This is a genomic window from Streptomyces sp. NPDC031225 (assembly GCF_055570355.1).
Genome location: NZ_JBVIHJ010000025.1, coordinates 22,954 through 43,621, shown reverse-complemented (window position 1 = coordinate 43,621; position 20,668 = coordinate 22,954). Strand labels below are relative to the sequence as shown.

The following is a 20,668-nucleotide window of genomic DNA, read 5'->3' as shown; positions in this document are numbered from 1 at the left end:
ACGGTGGGACTCATAGGAGAGGTGCTGCTGCTGCCCTTCGCACCGGTACGCGGCAGCGCCTGGGTCATCAGACAGGTGCTGAGCGAGGCAGAGCGCCTCTACTACGACCCGGCGGCCGTCCGGGCCGAACTCGCGAAGCTGGAGGAGCGGCTGGAGGCGGGCGAGATCGACGAGGACGAGTTCGACCGACAGGAGGACGAGCTTCTCGACCGGCTGGAGATCGGCCTGCGCGGTGGCGCGGGGACTGGCGACGGGACGACACGATGAACCGAGTGGGAATGGGCCTCGCGATAGGGGCCGGATACGTCCTCGGACGTACGAAGAAACTGAAACTGGCATTCGCCGTCGGCACCCTGGTCGCCGGCAAGAAGATGAATCTGACCCCTCGGGCGCTCGCGGACCTGGTGAGCCAGCAACTGCTGAAGAACCCGCAGTTCAAGGAGATCGGGGACACGCTGCGCCAGGACCTGCGCGGCGTCGGCAAGGCGGCCTCCGGCGCGATGGTGGAGCGGCAGATCAACGCCGTCGCCGATCGTCTGCACGGCCGTACCGCCGAGGTCCGCGACCAGCTCTCAGGCGTGACGCCGGACCTCGGCTTCGAGGACGAGGACGAAGAGACCGAGGACGAAGAGACCGAGCGCGACGGCGGCCGGGCGCACGACGACTCGGAGGCGGAGGCCGACGAGACGGCCGAGGCCGACGACGGCGAAGAGGACGACGAGGAACCCGAGCCGCGCCGCCGGACGCGCGAGGACAGGGCCCCGGCCGCGGTGAAGAAGACCGCGAAGAAGGCGCCGGCGAAGAAGTCGGCCGACAACAAGCCGCCCGCCAAGCGTGCGCCGGCCAAGAAGACGACGACGGCGAAGAAGACCGCGGCCAAGAAGACGGCCGCCAAGAAGTCGACCGCGGCCGGGGGCGGCGCCCGCGGTGCCCGGACCCGACTGCCGAAGGGAGGCGGTGAGTGATGACCGAGACCCTCGGAGCAGCGAAGAACGTCACCGACAAGGCGAAGAAGAACCCGGTCACGGACGTGGTCCACAGTGAGGCCGCCGACCGGCTCAAGGGCGAGGTGCAGGACTACCTCTCCGCGCAGGTCCAGCGGATGCTGGTCGGGGTCGGCCACAAGCTGGGCGAGACCACCGGCAAGCTGAACGACATCGCCGAGGGCAACAGCCCCGGCTTCGCCAAGCTCGCCCTGGACGGCGGCCGCAAGATCGCCGAGGGCAAGGGCCCGGTGCGCAGCGCGGTCGAGCTCGGTGTCTCGCACGCCAAGGACAAGGTGGTCGGCGCCTTCAAGAACCTCGGCGGCGGCAAGGGCAAGCGCAAGGGCGGCGCGGGCCAGAAGCCCACGGTGATCATCGAGTTCATCGATGTCGGTGTGGACCTGCGCACGGCCTACGACCAGTGGACGCAGTACCAGGACTTCTCCACCTTCGCGAAGGGTGTCAAGAGCGCGAACCGCGCCGACGACACCCACACCGACTGGCAGATGAAGATCTTCTGGTCCAACCGCAGCTGGAAGGCCACCACCACCGACCAGGTCCCCGACGACCGGATCCAGTGGACGTCGGAGGGCGCCAAGGGCACCAGCAAGGGCGTCGTCTCCTTCCACCGCCTGGCCGACAACCTCACCCGGGTCCTGCTGGTCATCGAGTACTACCCCAAGGGCCTGTTCGAGAAGACCGGCAACATCTGGCGCGCCCAGGGCCGCCGGGCCCGGCTCGACCTCAAGCACTTCGCCCGCTTCATCACGCTCAAGGGCGTGGCGGAGGACGGCTGGCGCGGCGAGATCCGTGACGGCGAGGTCGTCAAGAGCCACGAGGACGCGGTGGCGGAGGAAGAGGAACAGGGCGCCGAGGAGACGGCGGAAGACGAGGAAGAGGAGCAGGAAGGCCCGTACGCCGAGGACGAGACCGAGGACGAGCCTGAGGAAGAGGGCGAGCCCGAGGACGAGTACGAGGAGTACGAGGAGGAGCCCGAGGACGAGTACGAGGTCGAGGGCGAGGGCGAGGCGACCGCGGAGGACGAAGAGGTCCCCGAGGGAGAGCCTGAGGAAGAGGAGGACTACGAGTACGCCGAGGGTGGGAGCCGACGATGAGCATGCCCAGCCGGCTCCCGGATCCCTACGGCCAGGGAAGCGGAGCCAACCTGGCCGACATCCTGGAGCGCGTGCTGGACAAGGGCATCGTGATCGCGGGTGACATCCGCATCAACCTGCTCGACATCGAGCTGCTCACCATCAAGCTGCGGCTGATCGTCGCCTCGGTCGACAAGGCCAAGGAGATGGGGATCGACTGGTGGGAGGACGACCCGGCGTTGTCCACCCGGGCCCGCCGTGACGAACTCACCCGGGAGAACACCGAGTTGCGCGAGCGGCTGGCGCGCCTCGAACAGCTGGAGCCTGCCCGTGGCGAGGAGGAGACTTCATGACCGGACTGCGGTACGTCTACGCCGTCTGCCGTCCCTTCGGCACCCCGTTGCAGGCCCAGCTGGCCGGAGTGGCCGGTGACCCGCCCCGACTGCTGCACCACCGCGGTCTGGTCGCCGTGGTCAGCCATGTGCCGGAGCGGGACTTCGCCGAGGAGCCGCTCCGCAGGCATCTGGAGGACCTGGACTGGCTGACCACGACGGTGCGCGCCCACCAGAGCGTGATCGACGCGCTCACCGTCGTCACCACCCCGCTGCCGCTGCGCCTCGGCACCGTCTTCCGCGACGACAGCGGGGTCCGCGTGATGCTCGAAGAACGCGAGGACGGTTTCCTGCGCACACTCGACCGGCTCAAGGACCGGGTGGAGTGGGGCGTCAAGGTGTACGCCGAATCGGCGGCGACGGCTCCCGCCGAGCCCGAGGAGACACCGGCCAAGCCGGTGTCGGGCCGGGACTATCTGCGCCGCCGGCGCTCGCAGATGCGCTCGCACGAGGATCTGTGGCAGCAGGCGGAGGCCTTCGCGACCGGGCTGCACCATACGCTTTCCGCGTATTCCGAGGACGCGCGACTGCACGCTCCGCAGAACCCCACGCTTTCCGGGGCGTCCGGGCGGAACGTGTTGAACGCCGCCTATCTCGTGCCGCGCGGTGATTCCGAGGAATTCGTGGAAATGGTGGACCGGACGAAGGACGAGGTTCCGGGAATGCGGGTGGAACTCACCGGCCCCTGGGCGGCGTATTCCTTCGCGGGGGAGGAACAGGCGTGACCGTGATAGAACGCCGTGAGGTGGCCCTGGTCGACCTGCTCGACCGGCTGCTGGCCGGCGGGGTCGTCATCACGGGGGACATCACCCTGCGCATCGCCGACGTCGACCTCGTGCGCATCGACCTGAACGCACTGATCAGCTCGGTCAACGCTCAAGTGCCCTCACCGTGGGAGGAGTTGCTGTGACGGACCGACGCAACAAACTGGACCTCGAACCCGACACCGTCGAGCGCGACCTGGTCAAGCTCGTGCTGACCGTCGTGGAGCTGCTGCGCCAGCTCATGGAGCGGCAGGCGCTGCGCCGCTTCGACGTGGGTGACCTGAGCGAGGAGCAGGAGGAGCGCATCGGGCTCACCCTGATGCTGCTCGACGACCGCATGGCCGAGCTGCGCGATCGCTACGGGCTGCGGCCCGAGGACCTCAATCTGGACCTCGGGCCGCTGGGACCGCTGCTTCCCCGGGAATGAGCGGTCCGGTGTCAGGACCGGTTCCCGGGAGTCGTCACCACCTGTACCAGCGGCCCCTGCCTCCGCCCGCCGTCGTGCCGCGCATCAGGAACCCCAAGAGCCACAGCACCAGCACGGCCAGTGCGATCCACCAGAGAATCTTCACCGCGAATCCGGCACCGAAAAGAACCAGCACCAGAAGCAGTACCAGGAGAATGGCAATCATGATGTGAACCTCCTGCTGCCCGGGTATCCCGGAAAAGGGGATTCAGCCGTTTTTACGGCACAGAATCTCTCCGTGCAGCACACAGAACCAGCCGTCCTCCCGCTTTCCCCATTCCCGCCAGGCCTCCGATACGGCCGTCAGCTGCGCCGCGGTGGCGTGGCCGCCCTCGGTGGCCCGCTCCGCGTACGCCGACTCCACGGTGCGGTCCGCCCACAGCCCGCTCCACCACTCACGTTCCGCTGCTGTGGAGTAGGTCCAGGTGCCGGAACTCGCCGTGATGTCGGTGAGGCCCGCCCGCAGCGCCCAGGACTTCAGCCGGCGCCCGGCGTCGGGCTCGCCCCCGTTGGCCCGCGCCACCCTGCGGTACAGGTCCAGCCAGCCGTCCAGCCCCTCGGACGCCGGATACCAGGTCATGGCCGCGTAGTCCGAGTCGCGTACGGCGATGTACCCGCCCGGCCTGGTGACCCGCTTCATCTCGCGCAGCGCCTGCACCGGGTCACCGACGTGCTGGAGCACCTGATGGGCGTGGACCACGCAGAACGTGTCGTCGGGGAAGTCCAGGGCGTGCACGTCCGCGACCGCGAAGTCGACGTTCGTCAGACCGCGCCCGGCGGCCGTGGCCCGCGCCTGCTCCAGGATGCCCGGCGCCCGGTCGACCGCGGTGACGTGTCCCTGTGGGACCAGTGCGGCGAGGTCGGCGGTGATGGTGCCCGGACCGCAGCCGATGTCCAGGATCTTCATGTGGGGCTTCAGCGAACCGAGCAGGTAGGCCGCCGAGTTGGCGGCGGTACGCCAGGTGTGCGAACGCAGCACGGACTCGTGGTGCCCGTGCGTGTAGACGGCGGTCTCCTGCGGCTTCTCCTGCGATGTCGGCATGGCCGGCCTCCCCTTCTCGACATGTCCGTCGGTACGCAGAACCGTACGCCCGCATGTCGAATGGTGAGACCCCCGTATTGCGATGTGGACTGACGGATAATCAGTTACCGGGCGGCGGGCGGTACACGGTGAGCGCCTCGGGCAGTTTCTCCAGCGTCACCTCGCCCTCCACATCGGTCACCTCGCCGTCGTGGGCGAGGAGCGTGCCCGGTGCGACCCCCGCCAGGCGGAGGCGTCCCACCTGGACCGCGGCGTGGGCGGGGGACCGGGTCAGCGGGCTCGCGAGCGCGGCGGCGAGCAGACGCAGGGTGGGCCGACGGCCGCCGTGCACGACCCGTACGTCGAACCGGCCGTCCGCGAGGTCCAGGGCCGGCAGGCGGTCGCGCAGAAAGCGGGGGCCGGGCTTCGGGACGGTGAGGTCGACGTCTGGGCTCATACGGCCCCGGGTACCCGCGCGGTGGCTTCCTGTCCCTGATAAGGGTTTGCCCATCGCCACAGGTGACCCGCACAATGCGGCCTCATGGGACATCTGGAAGCCGCGCACCTCGAGTACTACCTCCCCGACGGGAGGGCGCTGCTCGGCGATGTGTCCTTCCGGGTGGGCGAAGGGGCCGTCATGGCCCTCGTCGGACCCAACGGCGCAGGCAAGACGACCCTGCTGCGGCTGATCTCCGGAGAGCTGAAACCGCACGGCGGAACGGTCAAGGTGAGCGGCGGCCTGGGCGTGATGCGCCAGTTCGTGGGGTCCGTACGGGACGAGACGACCGTAAGGGATCTGCTCGTGTCGGTCGCGCCGCCCCGGATCCAGGACGCCGCGCACGCCGTGGACCGGGCCGAGCACCTGATCATGACCGTCGACGACGAGGCCGCCCAGCTGGCGTACGCGCAGGCCCTCTCCGACTGGGCCGAGGTACGCGGATACGAGTCCGAGACGCTGTGGGACATGTGCACCACGGCCGCGCTCGGGGTGCCGTACGACAAGGCGCAGTTCCGGCAGGTGCGGACGCTGTCCGGCGGTGAGCAGAAGAGGCTCGTGCTGGAGGCGCTGCTGCGCGGCACGGACGAGGTGCTGCTGCTCGACGAGCCGGACAACTACCTCGACGTGCCCGGCAAGCGCTGGCTGGAGGAGCGGCTCAAGGAGACCCGCAAGACGGTCCTGTTCGTCTCCCACGACCGGGAACTCCTCTCGCGTGCCGCCGAGCGGATCGTCTCGGTGGAGCCCTCCCCGGCCGGGGCGGACGCGTGGGTGCACGGCGGTGGCTTCGCGACCTATCACGATGCCCGGCGCGAACGCTTCGCCCGTTTCGAGGAGTTGCGCCGGCGCTGGGACGAGAAGCACGCGCAGTTGAAGAAGCTGGTGCTGAACCTCCGTCAGGCGGCCAGCATCAGCCACGAGTTGTCCTCCCGCTACCAGGCCGCGCAGACGCGCCTGCGTAAGTTCGAGGAGGCCGGACCGCCGCCCGAGCCGCCGCGCGAGCAGGACATCACGATGCGGCTCAAGGGCGGCCGCACCGGCGTAAGAGCGGTCACCTGCAAGAGACTTGAGCTGACCGGTCTGATGAAACCCTTCGACCTGGAGGTCTTCTACGGCGAACGCGTCGCCGTCCTCGGCTCCAACGGCTCGGGCAAGTCGCACTTCCTGCGGCTGCTGGCCGGCGGCGACGTGGCGCACACGGGGGAGTGGAAGCTCGGGGCGCGGGTGGTGCCCGGGCACTTCGCCCAGACCCACGCCCACCCCGAGCTGGAGGGGCGCACGCTCCTGGACATCCTCTGGAAGGAGCACGCCCAGGACCGGGGCGCGGCGAGTTCCCGGCTGCGCCGCTACGAACTGACCGGCCAGGCCGAGCAGAGCTTCGACCGTCTCTCCGGCGGCCAGCAGGCCCGCTTCCAGATCCTCCTGCTGGAGCTCCAGGGCGTCACCGCGCTGCTCCTGGACGAGCCCACGGACAACCTCGACCTGGAGTCCGCGGAGGCCCTGCAGGAGGGTCTGGAGGCCTTCGACGGCACGGTCCTCGCGGTCACGCACGACCGGTGGTTCGCGCGTTCGTTCGACCGTTATCTCGTCTTCGGTTCGGACGGGCGGGTGCGGGAGACCGACGAGCCGGTGTGGGACGAGCGGCGCGTGGAACGGGCCCGGTAGGTCACCGGGCCCGTCCAGGGGCCCGGATGTTCGTGGAGGGGGTGCAGAAGAGCGAGATCCATTGCTTCCCTCCCGGATACCGCTCGGGGGCAGTGCGGTAATGCGTGCCGGGCGGGTACCCGGAGCGCATGAACGAACACGACGAGCGGGACACCACGACGACCGGAGTCGACCCCGGCCGGTTGGACGACGCGCAGCTGATGAAAGAGCTGGAGACGATCCACCGCACCCGGCACGAGACACTGCTCCATGGCTCGAACGACGCGCTCAGTGCCCACAACGAGCGCATGGCACGGCTGGAGGGCGAGTACCTGCGCCGCAACCCGCGCCGTACGGTGGCCGCGGGCCGCACCCGGGAGGGCGCGCGGGAGCGGAGGCCGGGGGAGTCGGCCACACCGACGTGCTGACCGGGACCGGCCACCGATCCCCGGCGAAAGCGAAAGGTGACCTGCCGATCGCGTGATCAGCAGGTCACCGAGTGGTTCTCGCGGGGCCTGATCCCGTCAGGCGGCCGCCTCCTGGGCGAACACGTCGAGGAAGGTCCGGCAGAACGCCTTGAGGTCGTCCGGCTTGCGGCTGGTGACCAGCTTGTTGTTCCCGTGGTCGCAGACCTTCACCTGTTCGTCCACCCAGGTGCCGCCGGCGTTGCGGATGTCCGTCTCAAGACTCGGCCAGGACGTGAGCACCCGGTCCCGTACGACGTCCGCCTCGACGAGCGTCCACGGCGCGTGACAGATCGCCGCCACCGGACGGCCCTGGGCGAAGAAGTCCCGGACGAACGCCACGGCCTTCTCGTCCATCCGCAGGAAGTCCGGGTTGGCGACCCCGCCGGGCAGCACCAGCGCGCCGAAGGAGTCCGCGGACGTCTCGGCCACGACCTCCTGCACCGGGAACGTGTCCGCCTTGTCGAGATGGTTGAAGGCCTGGATCTTCCCCGGCTCGGTCGACACGAGCACGGGCTCGTGCCCCGCGTCCACCGCCGCCTGCCACGGATCGGTGAGCTCGATCTGCTCGACGCCCTCGGGTGCGGTCAGAAACGCGATACGCATGATGGATCAAGACCTTTCCTGGAAAGCTTTTTCCTTCCACGGCCGGCACGGGCCGTTGCCCGTTCCGCCGGGCCCGGCTCATACCGCGGCCCCGCCCTCCGGACCTGCGCGGCTGATGTCGGCGAGTGCGGAACCCGGGTCCCGCGCCTCAGCGATGTCCCCGAGGCTCACCATGCCGACCGGCATGCCGTCCTCGATCACCGGCAGCCGCCGTACGGCGTGCGCCCGCATCAGCGCGGCCGCCTGGGTCACCGGGTCGCCGGGGGCCACCGTCACCGGATCCGGCGTGCACACCGACTGGGCGCTCACCGTCAACGGGTCGACGCCGTCGGCCACGGCCCGGACCGTGATGTCCCGGTCGGTGAGCACCCCCACCACCCGCTGACCGTCGGCGACCACCACGTCGCCGATGTCCTGCGTGCGCATCAGCCGCGCCGCCTCGACCAGCGAGGCGTCCGGCCGGACGGCCACCACACCGGGTGTCATCACGTCCCGTACGAGCTCGGCCGTCACGGCGCGCCCTCCGTACGGGTCAGCGCCCGCGCGAGTTCCTGCACGGTGGCGTAGTTCTCCTTGCGCGGCAACGCCTCCACCGCCTCCACGAGGGGGTCGGGGGCGTGCTTGCGGCGCAGTGTCCGCCCCAGCTCCACGGAAGTGGCGGGGAAGGAGCTGCGGCCCAGGATCCGGGCCAGTTCCAGCCGGACACCCTCCAGTGACGCCCCGGGCCGGTCGGGCGTCACGGGGCCGCCCCAGACCTGCGGATCGTCGTCGGCGGTCGGCTCCGGGTCGTTCCACTCCTCGCTCCGGGTGGGGTGCCCGGAGCGGAGCAGACCCTGGAGTTCGTGCTTCATCTCGTCGTCGCGGTGGCGGCTCAGCCGGTCGCTGCCTCGCTGCATGTTTCCCCTCCAGATCTTCGGGTCAGCACCGCGTACCCGAGCACCGCGGGCCGACACGGGGTTTGTGTCACCGAAGCCGGGAGACCCGGCCCGGACCCCCCGCGCACCTCCCTCGGGAAGGACAGGCGATGGTGTTCCTCGTCGCGCTCATACCCCTGCTCATGCTCGGCGTGGTCCTCGCGCTCGGCCGGTACGAGGAGCTGATGCTTCCGACGCGTCAGGACGACCGGTCCGAACCGGCCGTCCTCCCGGCGGCAGCGGTCATTTCCTCTCCCGCCCCGGCAGGAACTCCTGCACCTTCGCCTTGAAGCCCTGCCTGACCATGGACGCCGCGTCCGCGTCGCCCTTGAGGATCGAGGAGACCGTGGCCTCCAGCTGGTCCCAGGTGGCGTGCGGCGGGATCGGCGGCACGGCAGGGTCGGTGAGGAACTCCAGGACCGCGGGTCCGTCCGCGGCCAGCCCGGCCCGCCAGGCCGCCTCGACGTCCTCCGGCTTCTCCACCCGGATCCCGGTCAGACCGAGGGAGCGCGCGAACGCGGCGTACTGCACGTCCGGGAGCTGCTGCGAGGGCAGGAACGACGGGGCGCCCTCCATGGCCCGCATCTCCCAGGTGACCTGGTTGAGGTCGTGGTTGTTCCAGACGGCGACGATCAGCCGCGGATCCTCCCAAAGGTCCCGGTACTTGGCCGCCGTGATCAGCTCGGCCATGCCGTTCATCTGCATCGCCCCGTCCCCGACCAGCGCGATGGCGGGCCGGTCCGGGTGCGCGAACTTCGCGCCGATCGCGTAGGGCACCCCGGGACCCATCGTCGCCAGCGTGCCGGACAGCGAGGAGCGCATGCCGGGCCGCATGGTCAGGTGCCGGGCGTACCAGTTGGCGGTGGAACCGGAGTCCGAGGTGACGATCGCGTTGTCCGGCAGCAGCGGATCCAGGGCGCGGGCCACGTACTCCGGGTTGATCGGGTCAGCGGACTGCTGCGCCCGCCGGTCCATCACGTCACGCCAGCGGGAGACGTTGTCGCACACCGTGTCGTACCACTCGCGCCCGCCGCGCTCCACGTCCAGCATCGGGATCAGCCGCTGAAGCGTCGCCTTCGCGTCGCCGACGAGATTGACCTCGTACGGATACCGCATCCCGATCATGTGCGGGTCGATGTCGATCTGCACACCCCGCGCCTTGCCGAACTCCGGCAGGAACTGGGTGTACGGGAACGACGAGCCGATGGTCAGCAGGGTGTCGCAGTCCCGCATGAGTTCGTACGACGGCCGCGTGCCGAGAAGCCCGATCGAGCCGGTGACATACGGGAGTTCGTCGCTCAGGGCGTCCTTGCCGAGCAGCGCCTTGGCCACCCCCGCGCCCAGGAGTTCGGCGACCCGCTCCACCTCGGGCCGGGCGCCGGCCGCGCCCTGACCGATCAGGATCGCGGGCTTGTCGCCGGAGTTGAGGATCTCCGCGGCCCGCTCCAGGGACTCCTGCGACGGGGCCGACGTCCAGTCGCTGTGGTCCAGGCTGGACGGCACCATCTTGAACTCGTGCGTGGGCGGCGCGTAGTCGAGCTCCTGTACGTCCCCGGGAACGATGATCGCCGTGGGACACCGGCGCGCGTACGCGGTGCGGATCGCCCGGTCCAGGACGTTCGGCAGCTGCTCGGGGACCGTCACCGTCTCCACGAACTCCGAGGCGACGTCCTTGAACAGCGTGTGCAGGTCCACCTCCTGCTGATACGACCCGCCCATCGCGGTGCGGTGCGTCTGGCCGACGATCGCCAGCACCGGCACATGGTCCAGCTTGGCGTCGTACAGGCCGTTGAGCAGGTGGATCGCACCGGGCCCCGAGGTCGCCACGCACACTCCGATGCGGCCGCTGAACTTGGCGTATCCGACCGCCTCGAACGCGGACATCTCCTCGTGCCGCGACTGCACGAACCGTGGCTGGTTGTCCGCCCGGCCCCAGGCCGCGAGCAGGCCGTTGATGCCGTCGCCCGGATAGCCGAAGACATGGTCCACCCCCCATTCGCGCAAACGTTCGAGAATGTGGTCGGACACCTTGGTGCTCATGGGCTGACCTCCGGACATGGGGGGCACAGACAGCAGCCCTACGAGTCACCCTGCGCGCGCCCGGAAAACCTTCCCCGGTGTTTGCCCCCGGAGCGCCGGGGCAGGCGCACTCCCAGTGCTTCGGACCGGAGGCACGCCCGTGGGAGCGGCCCCGCGCCGCCACGGTCGCGCCTGCCCGGTCCCCCTCGCAGACGCACTCCCACCCCGATCGTCCAACCCAGAGCACGATCTAGGGAGTTGCGACGCACATGCCCACTCCAGTGAGCGCGAAGCACCACCCGCACGACGACGCCCCCGACACCGTCGAGGCCTTCCGCAGGCTCGCCGCACTCCCGCCGGGACCCGAGCGCGACACCCTGCGCGGACGGATCGTCGAGGCGTGGCTGCCCATGGCCGGCAGGCTCGCCGGCCGCTTCCGCAACCGGGGCGAGAGCTTCGACGACCTGCGCCAGGTCGCGGCCCTCGGCCTGGTCAAGGCCGTGGACCGCTACGACCCCGCACTCGGCAACGCCTTCGAGAGCTACGCCGTGCCCACCATCACCGGCGAGATCAAGCGGCACTTCCGCGACCACATGTGGACCCTGCACGTGCCGCGCCGGGTCCAGGAGCTGCGCAACCGCGTCCGCTCCGCCATCCAGGACCTCGCCCAGACCATCCCGGGCCGCAGGCCCACCGTCGCCGAGATCGCCGCACACGCCACCATGAGCGAAGCGGACGTCCTGGTCGGCCTGGAGGCACTGGAGAGCTTCACCGCTCTGTCCCTCGACGCCGAACTGCCCGGCAGCAAGGACGGCTACTCGCTCGCCGACTCTCTCGGCTCGCTCGACCCCGCACTGGCCACGGTCGTCGACCGCGAGTCCGTCAGGCCCCGGCTGGCCGCGCTGCCCGAACGCGAGCGGGCCATCCTCTACATGCGGTTCTTCGGCGACATGACCCAGAGCCGGATCGCCGAGCAGCTGGGCATCTCCCAGATGCACGTGTCCCGGCTGATCAACCGCTGCTGCGGACGACTGCGCGAACAGATCATGCGCGACGCCACCGCGTGACGTAACGGTTCGGCCGCCGTGTGACGGAACGGCTCTGACGGTCCGGTCCGACCGGGCGCCCGGGATCACCCACTCGGCCCCCACCGTCCCGCCAATGGCCTTCGGCCGCGCGCGGACCAGGGCCCCTGGGGCTGTGATGACCGTGGGTGCGACCGTCGCGCCCACGGTCCAGTCGTCGCATCCCCGACGCCCGACGACGGGCCCCGCAGCCGTCGGCCGAAGGAGTCCACCCCATGCGCCGCACCGCCCGTCTCCGGGCCCTGTCCGTCGTCCTCTTCGCACTCGGCGTCACCCTGGGTCTCGCCGCTCCGAGCGCCTTCGCCGACCCGGCCGCCGAAGTCAGCCCGAGCAGTGTCACGCCGGGCGCGAACGTCACCGTGTCCGTCTCCTGCGACCCCGGCGGCGGTACGCCACCCGCCACCCTCGACGCCACCTCGAAGGCCTTCGAGACGGCCACCGTCAGACTGCAACTGGTGCCCGGCAACGACGACGCCGTCTCCGGCCCCGCCTACAGCGGCACCGCGCGCGTCGCCGCCGACCAGGCGCTCCAGGACGGTGCCGGCGGTGTCGGCCCGGACTCCGCGTGGACCGTCGACGGCACCTGTCCCACCGCGGACCGCGCGGCAGGCAAGGCGTGGAGCGCCACCTTCACCGTCACCCGCGACAGCGCCACCGACAGCGGCGAACGCCGCCCGTGCACCGAGACGCGCACCGCGACGCGGACCGAACCGAGCACCGACACCTGCGGTGCCGCGGTCATCCAGCGCCCCGTCAGGGCCGGCCAGGGCGGCACCTTCCGCGACAGCGTCCCCGCCCTGGTCACCGGCGGCCTGCTGATCGCGGGTGCCGCGGCAGGGGCGGTGTACCGGCTGCGCCGCAAGGCCCCCGAGGCGGAGGTCTGAGGCGAAACCCGGGAACCGTGTGACGGGTGCAACCCGCACGGGCGCCCATGGGCCGGTGGCACCGTGGGTACTCAGAGCGCGAGGAGTGCACGAAGCGCCTCACCAGGCGTCGCCTCACCGAGGGTGAGCGGACGAGACGGCGGACCGGGCGGCGGGCCACCTGAGAGCGGCTGACGGAGGTGACCATGCGGACCGAACCGGAGGGCCACGGCCCCGTCCGCTACGGCCCCCCACCGCCCGACGACGCGCTGCCGGTGCTGCCGGACCTCACCGCCGTGCTGGCCGCCGCGGCCACCCGCCCCCGCGCCGAACCCGTCGGCGGCGGCGCCCCGCTCCTGGAGGCCGCCTGCGGCTACGGCGCCCGGCGCGGCCTGCCCGCCGGGCCCGACCACGTGGCCGCCGCCCCCGGCGCCCCCTCCCTGCTGGTCGCCCTGACCGCCGCCCTCGGCGGTGACGTCCTGGTGCCCCGCCCCTGCGCCGCCTGGTGGGCACCGTACGCACGCCTGCTGGGAAGGCCCGTCTTCCACGTGGCGACACCCGCCGAGTGCGGTGGTGTCCCGGATCCGTACGCCCTGCTGGAGACCGTGCGCCGGGTGCGGGCCGAAGGCGGTGACCCACGGCTGCTGGTGCTGTCCGTCGCCGACGACCCCACCGCCACCGTCGCCCCGCCCGAGGCGCTGCACGAGGCCGTCGAGGCCGCCGCGGGCGAGGGCCTGCACATGGTCAGCGACGAGACCTGGCGCGACACCGTGCACGCCCCGCACGAGACCGTTCTGCTCAGCCCCGCCGAGATGCTGCCCGACCGGGTCACCGTCGTCACCGACCTGGCCGGCGGACTGCTGCCGGCCGGCTGGCCCGCCGCCATCGCCCGCTTCCCGGCGAACGGCAGCGGCGACGGCCTGCGCGCCCGCGTGCTGGACGTACTGACCGCCCTGGACGCCCGCGTCGCCGCCCCGGTGGCCGCGGCCGCCGCCCACGCGCTCACCGAGCCCGAACCGGTCGCCGCCCACCGTGCCGCCGTGGTGGCCCTCCACGCGCGGGTGGCCGCCGCCGCGCACGCCGTCGTCGCCGGCGCGGGCGCCCTGTGCCGGCCCCCGCAGGCCGGCCGCCACCTCTACGTCGACCTCGGTCCCCTGCGCCCCGCGCTCACCGCGCGGGGCGTCGGCGACGCCCAGGACCTGGAGGACTTCCTCACCACCCGGCTCGGCATGCCCGCGCCCGGCGGCCACCGCTTCGGCGACGACCTCGGCGCGCTGCGCGTCAGGCTGTCCACCGGCCCGCTGCTCGGCACCTCGGACGCGGAACGCGCGGAATGCCTCACCTCACCCGCGCCGTTGGAACTGCCACACGTGCAACGCGCGTTGATCACCTTGAAGTCGGTCTTCGACGACCTTTGCGACGACGCTCAGCGATGGGAGCCTCCTCGATGACGCAGCAGTCCGAGTCGACCACCAGCACCACCACCCGGGTGGCCGACGGCCCGGCGGCCCCGTCCCCCTTCGCGCCGCCGCAGCCTCCCCTCGCCGAACCACGGCCGCTGGGGGAGCGGAGAGTGTGGCCGAGGTCCTTCCACGACCGTCTGACCGCGCCCCTGCCCGGTCTGAAGGCCATGGCCCGCTTCGCCCGCGAGGGCGCGGTACGCCCCGGCCCCGAAGGCCTCGCCGACATCCCGAAACTGCCGTACGAACCCGGCCCGCTGCCCGCCGTCGACAGCCGCACGATCGCCGTTTCCTGGGCAGGGCACGCCAGTTGGGTCGTGCGGATCGGCGGCCTGACCGTCCTCACCGACCCGGTCTGGTCCCGCCGCATCCTCGGCACCCCGGCCCGCATCACCCCGGTGGGCATCGACTGGAGCACCCTGCCGCGCATCGACGCGGTGGTCATCAGCCACAACCACTACGACCACCTGGACGCCCCGACCCTGCGCCGACTCCCGCGCGACACCCCGGTGTTCGTCCCGGCCGGCCTGGCCCGCTGGTTCCACCGCCGCCGCTTCACCGCGGTCACCGAACTGGACTGGTGGGAGGCGGCCGAACTGAGCGGCGTCCGCTTCGACTTCGTCCCCGCCCACCACTGGTCCAAGCGCTCCCTCACGGACACCTGTCGCACCCTGTGGGGCGGCTGGGTCCTGACGGCGCGGGACGGCCAACGCGTCTACTTCGCGGGCGACACGGGCTACGGCCACTGGTTCTCCCGCATCGGCGACCGCTACCCCGGCATCGACCTGGCCCTGCTCCCCATCGGCGCCTACGACCCCCGCTGGTGGCTCAGCGACGTCCACTGCGACCCGGAGGAGGCGGTGCGAGCCTCCCAGGACCTGGGCGCCCGCAAGATGGCCCCCATGCACTGGGCGACGTTCGTGCTGTCGGCGGAACCGGTCCTGGAACCGCTCACCAGGGTGCGAGAGGCATGGGCGAAGGCGGGCCTGGCACGCGAGGACCTGTGGGACCTTCCCATCGGAGGCTCACGGGTCCTGGAGGGCCCGTAAGGACCTAGGAGCGCACCCGCTTCCACACCGTCGGCGCCGCGCTGATCGCGACGGTCAGCGCGACCGCCGCCAACACACCCTCCCAGGGCTCCCGGAACAACGACCCGCCCAGAATCCCGATCAGCTGATACGTCACGGCCCAGGCCAGACAGGCCGGCAGGTTCCCCCGGACGAACCGCCGCAACGGCCACTCGGCCATCAGACAGGCCAGCATCACCGGAATCCGCCCCGCCGGCACCAGCCGGGACAGCACGAGAACGGCCACGCCGTGGTCGGTCAGCTTCCCCTGCGCCTGGGAGAGCCGCTCCTCCGGCGCCCGGGACCGGATGGCCTCAAGCCACCGCGATCCGTTCTTCGACTTCATTCCGCGCCGCCCCAGCCAGTACAGGGCGATGTCCCCGAGGAACGCGGCGATCGACGCCGTGCCGAAGACGAACAGCAGAGCGAGGGGCGCCGTCTGATGGAAAGCCACGACGGCGGCCGAACTCACCAGCGCCCCCGTGGGGATCACCGGCACCAGCGCGCCCAGGAACACCAGCAGGAACAACGTCGGATACCCGATCGCCTGTCCGGCGGCGCCCGGCGTCGCCCCCGTGGTGGCCGCCGCGAGCCAGCTCACCCCGCGACCTCCAGCCGCACGCTCTCCCCGTGCTCCAGCCGGTGCACATCCACCCCGGGCGCGATCCGGCCCGCCAGCCGCACGAACTCCGCACCCGGCGCGTGGAACTCGTGCGGCCGCACCGCGTCCATCCCGATCGGCCAGTACGTCCCGTAGTGCACCGGCACCGCACTGCGCGGCGCGAGCTGCGCCAGCGCCTGGGCCGCGCGCCCCGCGTCCAGGTGCCCCTCGCCGAGATGCGGCCCCCATCCGCCGACCGGCAGCAGCGCCACGTCGACCGGCCCGACCTCCTTGGCCATGTCGTCGAACAGCCCGGTGTCCCCGGCGAAGTACGTGCGCGCCGAGCCCTCGACGACGAAACCGAGCGCGGGGGAGCGGTGCGGCCCGACCGGCAGGCGCCGTCCGTCGTGCCGGGCGGCCACCGCACGGATCAGCAGGTCGCCGACGCGCCGCTCGTCGCCGGGCGCCACCTCCTCCACCCGCAGGTGAGTGAGCCGGCGCAGCCCCGGCACCTGGCGTGGTGCGCCCCGGGGCACGAGCAGGCGCGTGCCCGGATCGAGCCGCGCCAGCGAGGGAACGTGCAGGTGGTCGGCGTGCAGATGGGAGACGAGCGCGATGTCCGCACGCCAGGCTCCGGGCGGTGGCACCGCCCCGCGGCGCCGGCGCAGATGCGCGAGCCGGCGGGCGAACAGGGGGTCGGTGAGCACACGTACGTCCGAATCGGTGACCGTGCAGGTCGCGTGACCCCACCAGGTGATCTCCACCGGCACCTCTTTGCCTCCTTCGCGCGACTCCCCGAAGCCTACGGGCTGGAGTAGGGTCGGCGGCGAAACCCGGAGGTGAGGGGGACACCATGGGACCGGTCCGTGTCACGGCGATCGCGAGTCTGACGCCACTTGAGGAACTGGACGCCGACCCCTTCCTGGTGGACTCGCGCAGCCAGCACGCGATGTGCGCGCGCTGGGCCGCCGAGCGGGGGTACACCGTGCGACGGGAACTGCTGGTGCGGGGGCTGCGGGCCGACCACTGTGTGCTGTGGGACGGGGTGCGGGCGGGCACCGACCTCTTCGTGGCCCCGAGCCGCCGGGTCCTGGAGAGCGCCCTGTCCTCGGTCGAGGAGTTCGCCGCCGAGTGCGCCCGGCGAGGGGTGCGGGTGGAGACGGTCGGCTTCGCGGAGCCCCTGTACGACGCCCAGATGAAGGCCCGGGTGCACCGCAGACTCTCGATGCCGACGGCGGGGTACGACGGGCGCTGAGCCCCGCGCTCCTTCACCGGGAGCTGCCTGTCCGACCCGTGTGACACGCTGGGCCCAGCGCCCGCACCGACGACGGGCCGGGACGTGAGGTGTGCGGCGCGTGCTTGCAGGGCATTGGCGGCGGGTGGCCAGTCAGGTCGGGCGCAGCGTCACGGTGTGGGCCGTCTCGACGCTCACGATGCTCGTCCTGGCCGGGATCCTGCCGGACTTCCGCCTCCAGTCCCCGACCGGTGACAGCGCGACCCGGATCGCCGTGACCGCCGCGTTCGGCGCCGGTGCCTTCGGCGTGCTGTCGGCGGTGGTCTGGCCGCTGCTCGTGCGGCTGTTCCTGCTGGTGCCGACCCTGGTGCTCGGCCTCCTCGTCTTCTTCCTCAACGGGGCGCTGCTGCTGCTCGCCCTGCGGCTGAACCCCGCCGAGCGCGGTGACGCCGCCCCCGAGACCGCGGTCGTGGTCGCCGCCGTGATGTCCGCCGTCGCCTCCGCGACCGGCGGTGCCCTCGCCGTGCGCGACGACGACGCCTACCGGCGCCGCCTCTACCGCCTCGCCGACCGCCGCCGCAGGCGCCGCCCGGTGGGTCCGGCCACCCCCGGCACGGTCTTCATCCAGCTCGACGGCGTCGGCCACGACGTCCTGCTGGCCGCCGTCGCCGGGGGACTGATGCCCACCGTCGCCCGCTGGACGGGCCGCGCCGACGCCCCCGGCCGGCGCGCGCGCCCCACCCACCGGCTCACCTCCTGGCGCACCGACTGGTCCAGCCAGACCGGCGCCAGCCAGCTCGGCATCCTGCACGGCAGCAACCACGACGTCCCCGCCTTCCGCTGGTACGAGAAGGACCGCGGCGAGGTGATGGTCTGCAACCGCCCGACCAGTGCCGTCGAGCTCCAGCGCCGGGCCGTGGAGCAGGCGGGACACGGCGGACTGCTCACCGTCGACGGCGCCAGCCGCGGCAACCTCTTCTCCGGCGGCGCCGAGGAGCAGGCACTCGTCCTGTCCATCGCCGCCCGCCGCCGCAGCCGCGAGACCCGCTCCAGGGCGGGTTACTTCGCCTACTTCTCCGACCCCGCCAACGCCGTCCGCACCGCCCTGTCCTTCTTCGCCGAGGTCGGCCGGGAGATCGGCCAGTCGACCCGCGCCCGGGCCCGCAAGGAGCGCCCGCGGGTGGGCCGCGGCGGCCTGTACCCGCTCGTCCGCGCCTTCGCGACCGTCGTGGAGCGGGACGTCGTGGTCACCGCCGTGATGGGCGACATGCTCGCCGGGCGTACGGCGGTCTACGCCGACCTCGTGGCCTACGACGAGGTCGCCCACCACTCCGGGCCGACCGGCCGTGACGCCGCGAAGGTCCTGGAGAGCCTGGACCGTTCCCTCGCGCTGATCGAGAACGTCGCCGAGCACGCCCCGCGTCCGTACCGGATCGTCGTCCTCTCCGACCACGGCCAGAGCCCGGGCGAGACCTTCCGCACCCGCTACGGACTCACCCTCGGCGACCTGGTCCGGGCCGGCTGCGGGCTGCCCGTGCCGCGCAGGGCCGAGCGCACCCACAGCGGCGCCGAGGCCCGCGCCGCGGTGCGGGCGGCGCTGCGCCGGCCGGGCAAGGAGAGCCGCGAGGAGTTCCGGCCCGCCCGTGGCTCCGAGCCGATCGTGCTCGCCTCCGGCAACCTCGGGCTGGTCTCCTTCCCCGACGTGCATCACCGGATGACCAAGGAGGAGATCGACGCGCGGCACCCGGCCCTGCTGACCACCCTCGCCAACCACCCCGGCATCGGGTTCCTGCTCGTGCGCAGCGAGAAGCACGGCGGGGTGGTCCTCGGACCGTTCGGCACGGAGATCCCGCTGGATCAACTGGACGAGAATCCGGGACCGTTGGCCGACTTCGGGCCCGGCGCGGCCGAGGCCGTGCGCCGCACGCACTCCTTCCCGCACACCGCCGACATCATGGTCAACTCGTGGTATGACCCGGCCGAGGGCGAAGTGCTCGCGTTCGAGGAGCAGATCGGGTCGCACGGCGGGCTGGGGGGAGCGCAGGGGAAACCTTTCCTGCTGTCGCCGCTCGGCCTGTCCGAGCCGCCTGAGGACATCGCCGGAGCCGAGCAGGTGCACCAGGTGCTGCGGGGGTGGCTCGACGAGGCCGGGGGGCCTCAAGTGCCGGTGGAGAAGGCCGAGGAGAAGGCTGCGTAGTTGTTTGGCTGCGGGGCGGTGGGGGCTTGTCGCGCCCCGCGGCGGAGCCGCACATCGATACAGCCCCGCGCCCCCAAAAGCGGGTACCCGGGCCTGAATAAATCAGCTGCGGTTACTCGCAGCCACGCACACACTGTTCGAGTTGCCCCTTCTCGAACAGTCCCTGGAGTCTCCGCTTTGCAGGCTGCCGTCACCGTCACGCCCTCCCGGATCCCCGACCTCCTCCTCGGCCTCGCGACCGTGCGGCCCGTCTTCGTGTGGGGCGCCCCCGGTATCGGGAAGTCGTCCCTCGTCAGGGAGTTCGCCGCCTCGCTGGGCCTGGAGTGCGTGAGCCTGATCGGTACCCAGCTGGCCCCCGAGGACCTCATCGGGGTGCCGCAGATCCGGGACGGACGGTCGGTGTTCTGCCCGCCGGAGTCGATTGCCCGCGACGAGCCGTACTGCCTGTTCCTGGACGAGCTGAACGCGGCCACGCCGGATGTGCAGAAGGCGTTCTACTCGCTCATCCTGGACCGCCGTATCGGGGACTACGAACTCCCCAAGGGCTCCATCGTCATCGGCGCAGGCAACCGCGCCACCGACAACGCGCTGGCCCGGCCCATCGCCTCCGCCCTCGTCAACCGGCTCACCCATGTCCACCTGGAGGCATCCGCCAAGGACTGGCTGATCTGGGCCGGCGAGAACGGCATCCACCCGTGGATCCTCGACCACCTCACCGACCGGCCCGACCACCTGTGGTCCAAGCCGCCGAAGACCGAGGAGCCCTTCTCCACGCCCCGCTCCTGGCACATGCTCTCCGACGCGCTGCACTCCTTCGGCCGGGACCTCGACGAGGACACCCTGAAGGTCCTCGCGCACGGCACGCTGACGCCGGCACACGCGACCGCCTTCTGCGGATACGTCAAGATCGTGCGCGGGCAGTTCGGCATCGAGGCCATCATCAAGGGCGACACCCGCTGGCCGGGACGCCTGGAGGACCGCGACCTGCTCTACTACCTCGCCGAGTCCTTCCGCGGCCGTCTGATCAAGGAACTCCCGGTCAGCAAGGAGCACATGTCGGCGAACGGCAGGCAGACCGCGTACCGCGCCAAGTCGCTGCTCGTCCAACTCGCCGAGATCTCCGTCGAGGTGGCCCAGACCGTCATCGCCTCCGACGCCGAGGGCAACCCCGTCCTGCCCTCGTGGTTCCTCGTCGAGGCGGCCCGTGACATGCCCCGGCTGGTGGAGGCGCGGCGGTGAGCCGAAGCCCCGAAAAGAAGAAGAAGCGGGACCTCGCGGGCGAGGCGTTCGCCGAGGGC

General features: G+C 71.6%; 24 protein-coding genes and 1 pseudogene. 16 read left to right on the top strand and 9 right to left on the bottom strand.

All coding sequences use genetic code 11. The features are described 5' to 3' along the window. Positions 1-3: 3 nt before the first annotated feature. The 7 genes from ACZ48Z_RS34420 to ACZ48Z_RS34390 are packed head-to-tail and all read left to right on the top strand — an operon-like array spanning position 4 to position 3,660. Positions 4-267 (top strand): gas vesicle protein GvpG, encoded by a 264-nt coding sequence (locus tag ACZ48Z_RS34420; protein ID WP_468739827.1) that lies wholly within the window; start codon positions 4-6, stop codon positions 265-267. Further along, positions 264-965 (top strand): DNA primase, encoded by a 702-nt coding sequence (locus ACZ48Z_RS34415; protein WP_468739826.1) that lies wholly within the window; start codon positions 264-266, stop codon positions 963-965. The genes ACZ48Z_RS34420 and ACZ48Z_RS34415 overlap by 4 nt, the downstream gene beginning before the upstream one ends. Beyond that, positions 965-2,098, top strand: coding sequence for an SRPBCC family protein (locus ACZ48Z_RS34410; RefSeq protein WP_468739825.1), 1,134 nt, complete (start codon positions 965-967; stop codon positions 2,096-2,098). Before ACZ48Z_RS34415 ends, ACZ48Z_RS34410 begins: the two co-directional genes overlap by 1 nt. After that, positions 2,095-2,430 (top strand): gas vesicle protein, encoded by a 336-nt coding sequence (locus ACZ48Z_RS34405; protein WP_468739824.1) that lies wholly within the window; start codon positions 2,095-2,097, stop codon positions 2,428-2,430. Before ACZ48Z_RS34410 ends, ACZ48Z_RS34405 begins: the two co-directional genes overlap by 4 nt. Then, positions 2,427-3,194 (top strand): GvpL/GvpF family gas vesicle protein, encoded by a 768-nt coding sequence (locus ACZ48Z_RS34400; protein WP_468739823.1) that lies wholly within the window; start codon positions 2,427-2,429, stop codon positions 3,192-3,194. Before ACZ48Z_RS34405 ends, ACZ48Z_RS34400 begins: the two co-directional genes overlap by 4 nt. Continuing rightward, positions 3,191-3,379, top strand: coding sequence for a gas vesicle protein (locus ACZ48Z_RS34395; RefSeq protein WP_007385868.1), 189 nt, complete (start codon positions 3,191-3,193; stop codon positions 3,377-3,379). Before ACZ48Z_RS34400 ends, ACZ48Z_RS34395 begins: the two co-directional genes overlap by 4 nt. Continuing rightward, a complete protein-coding gene (locus ACZ48Z_RS34390) occupies positions 3,376-3,660 on the top strand; it encodes a gas vesicle protein K (RefSeq protein WP_468739822.1) in 285 nt (94 codons plus the stop codon). The genes ACZ48Z_RS34395 and ACZ48Z_RS34390 overlap by 4 nt, the downstream gene beginning before the upstream one ends. A gap of 34 nt (positions 3,661-3,694) precedes the next feature. Here the strand turns inward: ACZ48Z_RS34390 and ACZ48Z_RS34385 are convergent, their stop codons facing one another. The 3 genes and pseudogenes from ACZ48Z_RS34385 to ACZ48Z_RS34375 all read right to left on the bottom strand — a co-directional run. Beyond that, positions 3,695-3,865: a hydrophobic protein gene (locus ACZ48Z_RS34385; RefSeq protein ID WP_389108488.1), complete on the bottom strand. Its 171-nt coding sequence runs from the start codon at positions 3,863-3,865 to the stop codon at positions 3,695-3,697. 42 nt (positions 3,866-3,907) lie between these two features. Further along, the gene (locus ACZ48Z_RS34380) at positions 3,908-4,741 is read right to left on the bottom strand and encodes a class I SAM-dependent methyltransferase (RefSeq protein ID WP_468739821.1); all 834 of its coding nucleotides are present in this window, start codon (positions 4,739-4,741) and stop codon (positions 3,908-3,910) included. Between the two features lie 100 nt (positions 4,742-4,841). Continuing rightward, positions 4,842-5,108: pseudogene (locus ACZ48Z_RS34375) on the bottom strand (phosphoesterase); the annotation flags it as partial. A 153-nt stretch (positions 5,109-5,261) separates the two neighbouring features. Here ACZ48Z_RS34375 and ACZ48Z_RS34370 point away from each other — a divergent pair. Together ACZ48Z_RS34370 and ACZ48Z_RS34365 are read left to right on the top strand one after the other, a co-directional pair. Further along, entirely contained in the window at positions 5,262-6,881 is a 1,620-nt protein-coding gene (locus ACZ48Z_RS34370; RefSeq protein ID WP_468739820.1) for an ATP-binding cassette domain-containing protein, read from the top strand. Positions 6,882-7,009: 128 nt separating this feature from the next. Continuing rightward, positions 7,010-7,288 (top strand): DUF6158 family protein, encoded by a 279-nt coding sequence (locus ACZ48Z_RS34365; RefSeq protein ID WP_468739819.1) that lies wholly within the window; start codon positions 7,010-7,012, stop codon positions 7,286-7,288. 96 nt (positions 7,289-7,384) lie between these two features. On the opposite strand, the gene ACZ48Z_RS34360 is transcribed toward ACZ48Z_RS34365, so the two are convergent. From ACZ48Z_RS34360 to ACZ48Z_RS34345, 4 genes are all read right to left on the bottom strand, one after another. Then, entirely contained in the window at positions 7,385-7,930 is a 546-nt protein-coding gene (locus ACZ48Z_RS34360) for a type 1 glutamine amidotransferase domain-containing protein (RefSeq protein ID WP_468739818.1), read from the bottom strand. Between the two features lie 78 nt (positions 7,931-8,008). After that, complete coding sequence (locus ACZ48Z_RS34355; protein ID WP_468739817.1) at positions 8,009-8,443, bottom strand: CBS domain-containing protein; 435 nt, start codon at positions 8,441-8,443, stop codon at positions 8,009-8,011. After that, a complete protein-coding gene (locus ACZ48Z_RS34350) occupies positions 8,440-8,826 on the bottom strand; it encodes a DUF2795 domain-containing protein (protein WP_468739816.1) in 387 nt (128 codons plus the stop codon). The genes ACZ48Z_RS34355 and ACZ48Z_RS34350 overlap by 4 nt, the downstream gene beginning before the upstream one ends. Positions 8,827-9,087: 261 nt before the next feature. Continuing rightward, on the bottom strand, positions 9,088-10,884 hold the full coding sequence (locus ACZ48Z_RS34345; protein ID WP_468739815.1) for a thiamine pyrophosphate-requiring protein: 1,797 nt from the start codon (positions 10,882-10,884) through the stop codon (positions 9,088-9,090). A 248-nt stretch (positions 10,885-11,132) separates the two neighbouring features. On the opposite strand from ACZ48Z_RS34345, the gene ACZ48Z_RS34340 reads away from it, so the two are divergent. The 4 genes from ACZ48Z_RS34340 (at position 11,133) to ACZ48Z_RS34325 (ending at position 15,320) form a co-directional block, all read left to right on the top strand. Further along, a complete protein-coding gene (locus ACZ48Z_RS34340) occupies positions 11,133-11,930 on the top strand; it encodes an RNA polymerase sigma factor SigF (protein WP_468739814.1) in 798 nt (265 codons plus the stop codon). A gap of 233 nt (positions 11,931-12,163) precedes the next feature. Continuing rightward, positions 12,164-12,832, top strand: a complete 669-nt coding sequence (locus ACZ48Z_RS34335; RefSeq protein WP_468739813.1) for a hypothetical protein — start codon at positions 12,164-12,166, stop codon at positions 12,830-12,832. Between the two features lie 185 nt (positions 12,833-13,017). Beyond that, a complete protein-coding gene (locus tag ACZ48Z_RS34330) occupies positions 13,018-14,262 on the top strand; it encodes an aminotransferase class I/II-fold pyridoxal phosphate-dependent enzyme (RefSeq protein WP_468739812.1) in 1,245 nt (414 codons plus the stop codon). After that, positions 14,259-15,320, top strand: coding sequence for an MBL fold metallo-hydrolase (locus ACZ48Z_RS34325; protein WP_468739811.1), 1,062 nt, complete (start codon positions 14,259-14,261; stop codon positions 15,318-15,320). The genes ACZ48Z_RS34330 and ACZ48Z_RS34325 overlap by 4 nt, the downstream gene beginning before the upstream one ends. Before the next feature lie 4 nt (positions 15,321-15,324). On the opposite strand, the gene ACZ48Z_RS34320 is transcribed toward ACZ48Z_RS34325, so the two are convergent. Both ACZ48Z_RS34320 and ACZ48Z_RS34315 read right to left on the bottom strand, forming a co-directional pair. Then, positions 15,325-15,939 carry a DedA family protein gene (locus tag ACZ48Z_RS34320; protein ID WP_468739810.1) on the bottom strand — a complete coding sequence of 205 codons (615 nt, stop codon included), beginning with the start codon at positions 15,937-15,939 and terminating at the stop codon, positions 15,325-15,327. Further along, a complete protein-coding gene (locus tag ACZ48Z_RS34315; protein ID WP_468739809.1) occupies positions 15,936-16,709 on the bottom strand; it encodes an MBL fold metallo-hydrolase in 774 nt (257 codons plus the stop codon). The genes ACZ48Z_RS34320 and ACZ48Z_RS34315 overlap by 4 nt, the downstream gene beginning before the upstream one ends. An 83-nt stretch (positions 16,710-16,792) precedes the next feature. Between ACZ48Z_RS34315 and ACZ48Z_RS34310 the strand changes: the two genes are divergently transcribed. The 3 genes from ACZ48Z_RS34310 to ACZ48Z_RS34300 all read left to right on the top strand — a co-directional run bounded on the left by ACZ48Z_RS34310 (position 16,793) and on the right by ACZ48Z_RS34300 (position 20,609). Then, positions 16,793-17,194 (top strand): hypothetical protein, encoded by a 402-nt coding sequence (locus ACZ48Z_RS34310; protein ID WP_468739808.1) that lies wholly within the window; start codon positions 16,793-16,795, stop codon positions 17,192-17,194. 91 nt (positions 17,195-17,285) lie between these two features. Continuing rightward, entirely contained in the window at positions 17,286-19,370 is a 2,085-nt protein-coding gene (locus ACZ48Z_RS34305; protein WP_468739807.1) for a phage holin family protein, read from the top strand. A 177-nt stretch (positions 19,371-19,547) separates the two neighbouring features. Further along, a complete protein-coding gene (locus ACZ48Z_RS34300; RefSeq protein WP_468739806.1) occupies positions 19,548-20,609 on the top strand; it encodes an ATP-binding protein in 1,062 nt (353 codons plus the stop codon). The last annotated feature ends 59 nt before the right edge of the window (positions 20,610-20,668 follow it).

Bases quoted from the DNA above. Each gene is read 5' to 3' on its own strand.
- ACZ48Z_RS34415 (WP_468739826.1), top strand. From the start codon at position 264: ATGAACCGAGTGGGAATGGGCCTCGCGATAGGGGCCGGATACGTCCTC.
- ACZ48Z_RS34410 (WP_468739825.1), top strand. From the start codon at position 965: ATGACCGAGACCCTCGGAGCAGCGAAGAACGTCACCGACAAGGCGAAG.
- ACZ48Z_RS34405 (WP_468739824.1), top strand. From the start codon at position 2,095: ATGAGCATGCCCAGCCGGCTCCCGGATCCCTACGGCCAGGGAAGCGGA.
- ACZ48Z_RS34400 (WP_468739823.1), top strand. From the start codon at position 2,427: ATGACCGGACTGCGGTACGTCTACGCCGTCTGCCGTCCCTTCGGCACC.
- ACZ48Z_RS34385 (WP_389108488.1), bottom strand. From the start codon at position 3,865: ATGATTGCCATTCTCCTGGTACTGCTTCTGGTGCTGGTTCTTTTCGGT.
- ACZ48Z_RS34380 (WP_468739821.1), bottom strand. From the start codon at position 4,741: ATGCCGACATCGCAGGAGAAGCCGCAGGAGACCGCCGTCTACACGCAC.
- ACZ48Z_RS34370 (WP_468739820.1), top strand. From the start codon at position 5,262: ATGGGACATCTGGAAGCCGCGCACCTCGAGTACTACCTCCCCGACGGG.
- ACZ48Z_RS34365 (WP_468739819.1), top strand. From the start codon at position 7,010: ATGAACGAACACGACGAGCGGGACACCACGACGACCGGAGTCGACCCC.
- ACZ48Z_RS34360 (WP_468739818.1), bottom strand. From the start codon at position 7,930: ATGCGTATCGCGTTTCTGACCGCACCCGAGGGCGTCGAGCAGATCGAG.
- ACZ48Z_RS34350 (WP_468739816.1), bottom strand. From the start codon at position 8,826: ATGCAGCGAGGCAGCGACCGGCTGAGCCGCCACCGCGACGACGAGATG.
- ACZ48Z_RS34345 (WP_468739815.1), bottom strand. From the start codon at position 10,884: ATGAGCACCAAGGTGTCCGACCACATTCTCGAACGTTTGCGCGAATGG.
- ACZ48Z_RS34340 (WP_468739814.1), top strand. From the start codon at position 11,133: ATGCCCACTCCAGTGAGCGCGAAGCACCACCCGCACGACGACGCCCCC.
- ACZ48Z_RS34335 (WP_468739813.1), top strand. From the start codon at position 12,164: ATGCGCCGCACCGCCCGTCTCCGGGCCCTGTCCGTCGTCCTCTTCGCA.
- ACZ48Z_RS34330 (WP_468739812.1), top strand. From the start codon at position 13,018: ATGCGGACCGAACCGGAGGGCCACGGCCCCGTCCGCTACGGCCCCCCA.
- ACZ48Z_RS34325 (WP_468739811.1), top strand. From the start codon at position 14,259: ATGACGCAGCAGTCCGAGTCGACCACCAGCACCACCACCCGGGTGGCC.
- ACZ48Z_RS34310 (WP_468739808.1), top strand. From the start codon at position 16,793: ATGGGACCGGTCCGTGTCACGGCGATCGCGAGTCTGACGCCACTTGAG.